The sequence below is a fragment of the Deltaproteobacteria bacterium genome (assembly GCA_016208165.1).
Lineage (GTDB): Bacteria > Desulfobacterota > Desulfarculia > JACQYL01 > JACQYL01 > JACQYL01.
On sequence record JACQYL010000073.1, the window covers coordinates 25684 to 36160 of the forward strand.

Annotated in this window: 13 protein-coding genes; 2 read left to right on the top strand and 11 right to left on the bottom strand. The window is 55.1% G+C overall.

Features of this window, described 5'->3' with window-relative positions; genetic code table 11:
* Window positions 1-119 precede the first annotated feature (119 nt).
* From HY788_15350 to HY788_15360, 3 genes are all read right to left on the bottom strand, one after another.
* The gene (locus tag HY788_15350; GenBank protein MBI4775523.1) at window positions 120-758 is read right to left on the bottom strand and encodes a DnaJ domain-containing protein; all 639 of its coding nucleotides are present in this window, start codon (window positions 756-758) and stop codon (window positions 120-122) included.
* A gap of 50 nt (window positions 759-808) precedes the next feature.
* The gene (locus HY788_15355; protein MBI4775524.1) at window positions 809-1204 is read right to left on the bottom strand and encodes an Hsp20/alpha crystallin family protein; all 396 of its coding nucleotides are present in this window, start codon (window positions 1202-1204) and stop codon (window positions 809-811) included.
* A 121-nt stretch (window positions 1205-1325) separates the two neighbouring features.
* Entirely contained in the window at window positions 1326-1781 is a 456-nt protein-coding gene (locus HY788_15360; protein ID MBI4775525.1) for an Hsp20/alpha crystallin family protein, read from the bottom strand.
* Window positions 1782-2314: 533 nt separating this feature from the next.
* Between HY788_15360 and HY788_15365 the strand changes: the two genes are divergently transcribed.
* Together HY788_15365 and HY788_15370 are read left to right on the top strand one after the other, a co-directional pair.
* A complete protein-coding gene (locus HY788_15365) occupies window positions 2315-3349 on the top strand; it encodes a hypothetical protein (GenBank protein ID MBI4775526.1) in 1035 nt (344 codons plus the stop codon).
* Between the two features lie 5 nt (window positions 3350-3354).
* Window positions 3355-3915 (top strand): CDP-alcohol phosphatidyltransferase family protein, encoded by a 561-nt coding sequence (locus tag HY788_15370; protein ID MBI4775527.1) that lies wholly within the window; start codon window positions 3355-3357, stop codon window positions 3913-3915.
* Window positions 3916-3966: 51 nt separating this feature from the next.
* On the opposite strand, the gene HY788_15375 is transcribed toward HY788_15370, so the two are convergent.
* From HY788_15375 to HY788_15410, 8 genes are all read right to left on the bottom strand, one after another.
* Window positions 3967-4311 (bottom strand): MerR family transcriptional regulator, encoded by a 345-nt coding sequence (locus HY788_15375; GenBank protein MBI4775528.1) that lies wholly within the window; start codon window positions 4309-4311, stop codon window positions 3967-3969.
* A 23-nt stretch (window positions 4312-4334) separates the two neighbouring features.
* Window positions 4335-4616, bottom strand: a complete 282-nt coding sequence (locus tag HY788_15380; protein ID MBI4775529.1) for an integration host factor subunit alpha — start codon at window positions 4614-4616, stop codon at window positions 4335-4337.
* A gap of 2 nt (window positions 4617-4618) precedes the next feature.
* A complete protein-coding gene (locus HY788_15385; GenBank protein MBI4775530.1) occupies window positions 4619-7030 on the bottom strand; it encodes a phenylalanine--tRNA ligase subunit beta in 2412 nt (803 codons plus the stop codon).
* A 148-nt stretch (window positions 7031-7178) separates the two neighbouring features.
* Entirely contained in the window at window positions 7179-8186 is a 1008-nt protein-coding gene (gene pheS, locus HY788_15390) for a phenylalanine--tRNA ligase subunit alpha (GenBank protein ID MBI4775531.1), read from the bottom strand.
* A gap of 70 nt (window positions 8187-8256) precedes the next feature.
* Window positions 8257-8610, bottom strand: a complete 354-nt coding sequence (gene rplT / locus HY788_15395) for a 50S ribosomal protein L20 (protein MBI4775532.1) — start codon at window positions 8608-8610, stop codon at window positions 8257-8259.
* A gap of 47 nt (window positions 8611-8657) precedes the next feature.
* On the bottom strand, window positions 8658-8855 hold the full coding sequence (gene rpmI, locus HY788_15400) for a 50S ribosomal protein L35 (protein MBI4775533.1): 198 nt from the start codon (window positions 8853-8855) through the stop codon (window positions 8658-8660).
* Between the two features lie 225 nt (window positions 8856-9080).
* Window positions 9081-9593 (bottom strand): translation initiation factor IF-3, encoded by a 513-nt coding sequence (locus HY788_15405; GenBank protein ID MBI4775534.1) that lies wholly within the window; start codon window positions 9591-9593, stop codon window positions 9081-9083.
* A gap of 132 nt (window positions 9594-9725) precedes the next feature.
* Window positions 9726-10477 (bottom strand): threonine--tRNA ligase (locus HY788_15410; protein ID MBI4775535.1); only part of this gene is annotated, 752 nt, incomplete at its 5' end.

Sequence of the window (10477 nt, forward strand, 5' to 3'; positions counted from 1 at the left end):
GAACTGCGGTCCTCAAGTACCACCTAACCGGGCTTGTGTCAACCGCTTTCAAGTCGCGAACCGTTTTTTTGATTCCCCCCTTGGCCCATTCGGTGAAGGGCGCTACGGCAAATCCGCCTCTATCGAACCCGAATCAGGCAGTGCAGGCGCCCCGCTATGCCCGCTCCGGCCAGGGGGAAACGGATTTCCATGTTGTTTTTCACGGCCGGAGGAATGGAAAGAATGACTTCCTTGTTATGAACCACCTGTCCCCGCCCCATGCAGTCCGGGCAAGAACCGAAACCGGAACGGCGGCTCCCGAAGCACGAGGCGCACGTTTCAGCAATGGGAATTTCGACGGGTATGCGCACGCCCTGCTCGGCTTCCCGAGGGGATAGTATCAGTTCCGCGAACAGCTCCTCGTCTCCCGACCTGGAGGAGAACGCCGGCTGAGGGGTGTCGACCCACGAACTGAAAAACTTCAGCAGGTCGTTCACATACGAGCTTTCCGGGTCGGACGAAAAGCGGGGGTAAGGCCGTCTTCTGTAGTCCGGGGTTGCGCCTTTGGGCAGGCGGTCCAGAAACCGGTCGTACTCGGCTCGCTTGCATCGGTCCCGGAGTGTTTCATAGGCTTCCTGGACTTCGATGAACGCTTCTATCGGTTCGTCGCTTTTGCCATCGGGGTGCGTCTCCCGTACCCGCTCTCTGTAAGCCCTTCGAATACATTCCCCATTTGCGTCGCGGCTGACGCCCAATATGGCATAAAAGTCTTTCTTCAATGCATTTCACCAGGACGAATGTGGCCGGGGAAACCCGGCCACGGTTCGATTTATCCGGCTTTTATAGCGATCTTTCTGGGTTTCAAGGCTTCGGCTTTGGGCAACCGCAGCCGCAAAACGCCATCCTTCAAGCTGGCGTCAATCTTTTCACGGTCAATATATTCGGAAACCACAAAACTTCTGCTGTAGTCGCCTATGGTGAATTCGGAATACACTTCTTCGCCGGGTGCTGCGACGTTCACTTTTCCGTAGACTGAAAGCTCGTTGTTTTCCAGGTTCACTCGCAATCCGTCGTTGGGCACGCCCGGCATATCGATTACCAGGGTCAATGCATCCTTGTTCTCGAATATGTCTACTTTCGGAACAAAGATGGGACCTCCCTTCGTGGATTCCGCCGCGGTCTCCAGTTCGTGTTTCTTCTGAACTTCGAGTTCCTTGTCCGACATGATAACTACCTCCCGAATTCCTGCCCCTCTCTAATGTCCCCGGGGCAAACTGAAATTGCGATGCGGATAACGCCACGCACGTCATCAGATTCTTTGGGGATTGGTTCTCTTATCACGGATGTCATTTCACTTTAACTTGAATTCGTCTCGGCTTGGCTTCCTCCTGCTTGGGCAGCGTTATCTTCAGCATACCGTTCTTGTATTCCGCTGTGACCTTCTCAGCGTCCACTCGATCGGGCAACGCCAGAACCCGGTTGAAGCTTCCGGAGCGCCGTTCCCTCCTGTGAAAGCTCACGTCCACGGCTTCGGCCTCCGTTTTGCGTTCGCCTTTCAACAGGAGGTTGTCGCCGCGCACGGATATGTCGATTTCCGCTGGATCCATGCCGGGGAGTTCGGAAGTCACATACACCGCATCCTGATCCATGTACACGTTCACAAGTGGAAACACCCCGGTACCGAAGGGAAGCCGTTCTGTCGGATGATACACGTCGAACAGACGGTTCATCTCCCTGCGCAATCGATCGACGTCCGCGAACGAGCTGCCAAGAAACGGATCTCTCCATCTGAATCGTACCATTTGAATCCCTCCTTTTCGGCGTTATGTTAAGCTTACTACCGATTAGAGACATCATGTTGAGCAAGGATCCACGATTTCTTCCTCGTGCATCCAAACCGGTCGGGTTGTGGACAACTAGAATGCGCTTTCGCCGGACACAACGCACAACAGCTTGTTTCGTTTACGCACGAAATCCGCTATGTTACGGCATCGCGTCGTCTTTGGTTTTAGGTTAAGTCCGGTTGGAAGACAGTCAAGGCCTCCGCGTGAAATTTCTATCGAACCGCCCATCGATCCTGCCGGCGATATTTTGACGGCAGCGGATCTTGTGTTTGCCTGGGCTTTTTGTTACATTGCGTTTCGCGCTATCAACCTATGCAACGGGGCTTATGGTTTTGAATCCTTACGATAGACAGAGGAAGACGGCCGTCGCGCCCACACACTTGCGGCGACCGTCAGTAGCAGCGGCATTTTGGATCTTTTCTTTCTGTTTCGCGGCGGCCTTCTGTGCTCGAGCGGTAGCATCGCCCGGAACGGACGTCGTTGAAGTAACGGTGCTCAGTACGGCGCCCATTCAGAACCAGGATCTGGCCGCCGCCCGGAACGTGGCGCTGGACCAGGGATTGAATAAGGCCGTTCAGCTTGCGGTCGAACGTTTGATCCCCACCGATTCTCTGGCGAAGAGCTTGAAGACCTTGGGTGAGCTGGTGCTGGTGTACGGACAGGGGCTGGTCAAGGAGTACCGCGTCCTGGCCCAGGACCAGACCAAGAACATCTACATCGTCCTGTTGTCCGTTTCCGTGATACGGAAAGACTTGGAGGACGCCCTACGGGCGGCCGGATTTGAAGTGGCCCCGCAGAAGGAGGCCAAAACCGCCCTCGTGTTTCTTCAAGGCTCCACTGTGGGGCAGGCGGCCATTCGGCAGGCCGTGGCCGAGACGCTTTCTAGAAACGGGTATCGTTTCACGGAGACCGGCACGTTCGATTACGACATCAGCCGTCTGTCGGTTCTGACCTGGGCGGACCTGGGACGCCAGAAGGAAGCCGACGCGGTGCTGTTCTGCACCTGGAATCTTTCTTGTGAAGCCGCGGATACCGAGGCTTTTTCCAACGTGTGCCGAGGGTCCGCCGAAGCCAAACTGGTGAACGTCTCGTCCTCCATGTTGCTCGATCATCCCACTGTACAAGTCGAAGTCACGGAGAAAGATCCAGCGGTGGCGGAGGAGAAAGCCGCTGCGGATCTGGCTTCGGCCCTTGCGAGGGCTTTTTTGACGGAAGAGGAACGGAGGAAGGACCAGGCGCCCCTACCCCTTGCCGACTATCGGGTAATCATCGCAAACGTGACCTCGTTCGGGCAGTTCGAGGGCGTTCGCGACGGTCTCAGGAACCGGGTCCCGGACGTGGCGTCCGTTCAATTGCGCTCCATTGTGCCCTCCGAATTCGAACTGCAAGTGGGATTCAAAGGTTCCGCCGAAACGCTCACTCACCGTCTTTCCGCGCTCTCGTTCAGCGGATTCCGGCTCAACGTGCGTCAGGATGACGAACGGCGAATTGTGGCCACCATACTGGCGGCGGAAAACGTGCGGTAGCATTCATGTCGTTCCCTCTGAACATACCGAACACCATCACCGCCGTCCGGTTCATCCTCACGCCAATCTTTGTCCTGTTTTTGATCGAAGGCGACTTCTTCTCCGCCTTCCTGGTGTTCATCGGGGCCGCGGTAACCGACGGGCTGGACGGACTTATCGCCCGCCTTTTGAAACAGAAGACGACTCTGGGCAGCTACCTGGATCCCATCGCGGACAAGCTGATGCTGTCAACGGCGTACATTGCACTTGCAGCCATCGGGATCATTCCCACCTGGCTGGCCGTGGTGGTGATCAGCCGGGATGTGCTCATCACCATGGGTGCGCTGGTGGTTACCATTTTCAAGGGCACCTTTATGATGCGGCCCAGCGTCATCAGCAAGGCCACCACGGTCTTCCAGATATCGACCGTGATCCTGGTGCTGATGGCCCAGTTTACGGACCTCTCACCCACTCTGCCGTTTGTATTGTCTTGGCTGACCACGGTTTTCACCACGGTTTCCGGGCTGCATTACGTTTATTTCGGACTGAAAATTCTGAATGATAACGACGGAGTAGCAAAAGGATAGTGACGGTGCAAAAGAGAATGAAACGCGGCTTTCTTGCGCGGTTGATCGCTGTTACTTCGAATCCAACAATCGTTTTATGTCGATCAGTTCCTGTTCTATTTCTTCCAGGGCTTTTTGAAGCGCATTTTTGGTGAAAGGCATCTCGAGTTGCCGGCCCCCCTCTTCGCTAATTTTCTTCCGAGCCCCCGATATGGTGAACTTTTCTTCGTACAAGAGCTGCTTGATACGAAGAATCAACTCGACGTCCTTTTTCTTGTAGAGGCGCTGCTTGTTGGAACGGTGAGGCCGGATCTCGTCGAATTCCGATTCCCAGTACCGGAGTATATAAGGCTCCAGGCCCGTGATCTTACTGACTTCCCCGATTCGAAAGTAGCGCTTATCGGGAATGGATGGCATGGTCAGGCCTCGAAGGATATGGCTCAGGTCTCTTGATTGATTTTATTCTTCAACAGCTTGCTGGGTTTGAAGGTAAGCACCTTGTGGGACGGAATGATCATTCGTTCTCCAGTGCGGGGATTCCGCCCCAGTCTTTCCGCCTTTTCCTTCGCCGAGAACTGACCGAAGCCGGATATCTTGACCGGTTCGCCCCGTTCGAGCGCCTCTTTTGTGAGTTCGAGAATGGTTTCAAGAATGGGAGCGATGTGCGATGCCGGAAGGCCCACCCTCGCCTGCAGCATTTCCACCAGGTCTTTTTTGGTCATGGTCAAATCCGTAGCCGCCCGTTGGTCGCTTTCAATACGGCCTGAATCAGTTTCTCGTGTGACTTGTTAACCATTTCGTCACTCAACGTCTTGTCTTCGGCGCGATACGTGATCCGGAACGCCAAACTGACCTCGTCCTTTGCTATCTGATCGCCCTCATACACGTCGAATAACCGAATATCTTCCACGTACTGCTTGTGAGCGTGGTTCGAGATGACGCTCCGTACGTCCCCCGCACTGGCGCCTTGGGGGACGATGACGGCCAGGTCTCGGACTACGGAGGGAAATCTCGGCAACGGACGGGCCTTGATGTCCGGCTCGGCATATCTCGACAACAGATCCAGATTCAGCTCGAACGCGTACAAAGGCATAGAGATATCGAATTCATGGAGAACCCGATCACTCATTCGACCCAGCACGCCCAACGCAGTCCCCCGGACGAGGAGCCGGGCCGACTCTCCAAGCGCGAACAGCGGGTCCTCTCTTTGCGGCACGAACTCGGCGTCGAATACCCTGAATGCCTCGAGCAACAGACTTACCGCACCCTTGATGTCCAGGAAATCTACGCGATCATTCGGCCGGCGCCAGGAAAACGGCTCCCGGAGCCCGGAATGGACACCCGAGACCATGAACCTTTCGTCCGCGGGCGTGTCGGCGCCATCGGGAAAATACACTTTGCCCACTTCAAGCAGTTTCAGATCCTCGTTTTTGAACGCGACGTTGCGCTGCACGTTTGTCAGAAGGCCTGGCAGAAGCGTGGTTCGCATAACGGACTGCTCTTCGTTCAATGGATTCAGGATCGGGATGCAGCGCCTGCGGAAGTCGTTTTCTTCAAAAAGGCACTTTTCGATCCACCGGGGCGATACGAAGCTGTAGTTGACGACCTCAGTGTACCCGGCGCCCTGAGCCACGGTCAATGCTTTCATCCGATTCAGGCGCCCCTTGGCTCTCCGGCGACATACCCTAGAGGACGGAGGGTAGGTTACCGGGATGGCGTTATACCCATAAATCCTCGCCACTTCTTCCCACAGATCCACTTCCCGTTCGAGATCCGGCCGAAACGTGGGGCAGGAGACTTGGAAGCGGCCGGGACCGTCATCCGTCACATCGAGCTCGATGGCGGTCAGACATCGTTTCATCTCGTCCTGGGATACGTCGGTTCCCAGGAAACGGTTGGCTCGGTCCACGCGCAACGGAATGACCCGACGAGGGATGACCTCGGGGTACTCGTCGATGGCGCCATGAGCCACTTCACCCCCAGCCAGCTCGACCAACAGCCTTGTCGCACGATCGAGAGCCCGAACCGTTCCTTCCGGATCAATACCGCGCTCAAATCTGTAGGAAGCTTCCGTGGACAGACCCAGCCGCTTCGACGTGCGGCGGATGGTCACCGGATTGAAATAGGCGCTCTCGATGAGCACGTCCCGTGTGGAATCTTCGATTTCTGAATTGAGCCCGCCCATGATACCGGCCAAGGCCACCGGCTTCTTGCCGTCACAAATCATCAGCGCCCCATCCGGCAGTTCTCTCTCCTGTCCGTCCAACGTGGTGAAGCGTTCTCCGGCGACGGCGCTTCGGACTACAATCCGATGCTCTTCGAGACGATTGAAATCGAACGCATGCAGCGGCTGTCCGAACTCCATAAGCACGTAATTGGTCACATCCACGATGTTGTTGATCGACCTGAGACCGGCGGAGATCAATTTTTGTCGAAGCCAAAAGGGGGAAGGTCCCAGACGGATGTTCCGGATCAATCGCGCCGAGTACCTCGGACATCCGATCGGGTCCTCTAACGTGACGGAGGTCTGATCTGAAATGGGAGCTCCCGATTCCACAACCCCGGTTTCCGGATACCGCACCCGTTTTCCGAACAGAGCCGCTGCTTCGCGCGCCAGGCCGAGGGCGTTCATGCAATCGGGACGATTGGGCGTCACGCTCACCTCGAGAATGTAGTCGTTCAAAGAGAGCGCCTCGGCCAAAGGAACTCCTTCAGGAGCTTCGGCATCGAGCACCATGATCCCCGAAGCATCGTCTCCTACCTGCAACTCGACCTCGGAACAGATCATACCCGCGGAATTCACGCCTCGAATCTGGGCCTTGCGCACCCGAACCCCGGAAGGCAACACGGCGCCTTCGAGAGCCAAGGGGACCCGCTGCCCTTCGGCAATGTTAGGAGCGCCGCATACCACGTCCAGACGTTCATTACCCAGGTCCACGCGGCAGATTCTAAGCTTGTCCGCGTTGGGGTGAGGCATTATCTCGAGAATGCGCGCCACCACCACCCGATCCAAATCCGGATAGCGCTTACTCACGCCCTCCACTTCCAGACCGGCCATGGTCAGGGCGTCCGCCAATTCATGGGCGGACACGTCCAACTCGACGTATTGTTTGATCCAGTTGAAACTGATCTGCATTAGGCTTTTTCTTCTCTGTAAGTCTGCGCCGACCATCGGCGGAGGAATCCATCGAGTCCGGTTCTTTTCGTGTCGATGGCTCGTGACCGGATGAAGGCGTTCATATCTTCGTTGTTATTGCCGAAAAATCGGCGGGCCGGTGTACGATTTAGAATTGATGCAGGAAACGCACATCGTTTTCGAAAAACAGCCGAATATCGTCTATGCCATACTTCAGCATGGCGATCCGCTCGACGCCCATACCAAATGCAAAACCGGAGATCTCTTCTTCATCGTAGTCCACAAAGCGGTACACATTGGGGTCCACCATACCGGACCCCAGAATCTCCAGCCAGCCCGTCTGAGAGCAAAGCCGGCACCCACCCCCCTTGCACAGGACGCATTGGATGTCCACTTCCGCGCTGGGTTCGGTGAAAGGGAAGAAACTGGGTCTGAAACGGACGCCCACATCGGGACCGAACATTTCGTGCACAAAAGCAATCAGCACACCCTTCAAATCGCCGAAAGAGACTCCCTTATCCACCAGGAGGCCTTCCACCTGATGAAACATGGGGGTGTGGCTCACGTCCGAATCCCTTCGGTACACCTTGCCCGGAGCGACAATGCGCACGGGCGGACGTTGCTTTTCCATGACGCGGACCTGCATGGGGGAAGTGTGGGTGCGAAGGAGCAGATTGTCGGAAATATAGAACGTGTCCTGCATTTCCCTCGCCGGATGGTCTTTGGGAATATTCAGCGATTCGAAATTGTAATAGTCGGTTTCAATGTCAGGACCCTCAACCACCTCGAAACCCATTCGTTCCAATATATTGCAGACTTCCCAGGTGACCCTCGAAATCGGGTGGAGCTTTCCACGCTGAGGTATCCGTCCCGGCAGGGTAACATCCACCATGCCTTTGGAAGCCGATTGGGACCGGGCCAGCCGTGTCTCGGCCTCTTCGAAAGCGGCCTCAAGTTCCTTCTTGACGACGTTGGCCAGCTTCCCCATCTCGGGTCGCTCTTCCTCCGAGACCCTTCCAAGTTGTTTCATAAGAGAAGTCAGCTTTCCCTTGCGCCCGAAAATCTCGATGCGAATCGTTTCCAGGGCTTCCGTGTCAGCGGCTCCGAGAAGTCGCAAAAGCTCGACCGCTCTCAGTTGTTCGAACTCTTCTCTCAATGTCGTTTCTCCGCCTTGGCCGGACTTGCTCCACCAACGTTAACGTGTCTGGGCGATCCAATACTTCCCATCACGCGGCGGACCGAACTTCCTCGACGATACGTTCAAATGCCTTGGGATCGCTTATGGCCAATTCACTCAAAACTTTTCTGTCGAGCTGGATGCCGGCCTTTTTCAGCGCACCTATGAATTGACTGTAGTTCAATCCTGCAGGCCGTACGGCCGCGTTGATGCGTGCTATCCAGAGGCCGCGGAAATCCCGTTTGCGGACGCGGCGGTCCCGGTAAGCGAAATTCAACGCCCGATCCACGGATTCTGCGGCGGTCCGGAACAACTTGCTGCGGCCTCCTCTGGATCCTTTGGCCAGTTTCAATATTTTGTTTCTTCGTTGGCGGGCCTTAAAGCCCCTCTTTACTCTTGGCATACCGTATACTCCTTAACGCAATCTTTTCGAACGTCCCGCACAACGGCTCAGACGTAAGGAATCAGCTTGCGCACAGCTTTCATGTTGGTGTGGTCAACCAAGGCGGACTTGCGCAAGTTTCTTTTCCTCTTGGAATTCTTTTTGGTCAGAATGTGACTGGCATACGCCTTTGTGCGCTTGATCCTACCTGATCCTGTAACTTTCAATCGTTTCGCGGCTCCGCGATGGGTTTTCAATTTTGGCATATCGTCCTCCACTTAACTAACGGATATCCGTAAGTATCCTGATTTCTAAACGAAAATTGAGACGGATAGAGAAGAATGTCCGGGTCTAACCGATCCGGCGGCACAGACCCGTACGGTGCGGAAGGTTCGGCAAAGTCCGAGACAGAACCGAATCGGTCTCAATGAACAGTTGTTCTCGCCCGGGGCTTATGCGAACATCCGGGCGAGATGTGGAACGGGAGACACTTAAGTCTTGGGCGCCAACAGCATACCCATTGCCCTCCCCTCCATCTTGGGTGGTTGTTCTACAACGACCTGGTCTCCGAGTTCCTCTATCACCCGTCCCAACAAAGCGTAGCCCGATTCCGTGAAAGAAAACTCCCGGCCGCGAAACATGATGGTAACTTTGACCCGGTTCTTCTGGTCCAAAAACTTCTTGACGTTTCGTACCTTGAACAGGAAGTCGTGTTCTTCAATCTTCGGTCGGAATTTTACTTCCTTGACCTGGATTACCGTCTGTTTCTTTTTCGCCACCTGAGACCGCTTGGCCTGCTCATACTTGTACTTCCCGTAGTCCATGATTTTGCAGACCGGCGGCTTCGCCTCGGGAGCCACCTCCACCAGATCGAGCCCGCGCTCAGCCGCTACAGACATCGCGGTCTCCATTGGAACGATCCCTACTTGCGTGCCGTCTGAATCTATCAAACGGACTTCTTTTGCGCGAATTTCCAAATTAACGCGCGTCCTTTGCTTCGCTATGCCCGTCCCCTCCCGTAAACGTTAATGTTACTTGTAAACCCGTAAGAGCTTACTTCGACATTTCCAGTATTCGGATTCGGTTTGCGGAGGATTTGACTCGATGGTCCCGCCGGGCAACCGGCGACGATAAAGTTACCGGGATACCACCGGTGGTTTGCTCTCCCTGACCAACATGTTGATGAATTCGTCCAAAGGCATGGGATCAAGCTGTTCTCCGCCTCGTGTTCTGGGCGCAAGAGTCCCGGAATCCGATTCCCGATCACCCACCACCAGCATGTAAGGTATTTTCTTGAGCTGGGCCTCACGTATCTTGAATCCTAGTTTTTCGTTTCGAGTATCCTTTTCGATGCGCAATCCGGCGTAAGTCAGTCGCTTGTAAGCATCCTCCAAAAACGGAATGTTACGATCCGTAACATTAAGCAGAATCGCCTGTACAGGAGAAAGCCATACCGGAAAGGCGCCGGCGTAGTGTTCAATCAGCACTCCGAGAAACCGTTCCAGAGATCCTAAAATCACGCGGTGGATCATGATGGGACGATGACGCTCATTGTCCGAGCCCACATAGTGCAAGTCAAAACGGTCTGGAAGCGTGAAGTCACATTGAATGGTTGCGCACTGCCAGCTTCGGTCCAGAGCGTCCCGGATTTTGATATCGATTTTAGGTCCGTAAAAGGCCCCATCTCCTTCGTTTATATCGTACGCCAGTCCCTTTTCATCAAGGGCGTTTTTCAAAGCCCAAGTCGCCCGATCCCAATCTTCGTCGGAACCGATCGACTTCTCTGGCCGGGTGGAAAGCTCCACCTCGAAAGGAAACTGGAACACTTGCATCACGTCGGCCACGAAGTCGAGGACCCCTTGTATCTCGCCGTTCAATTGATCGGGCG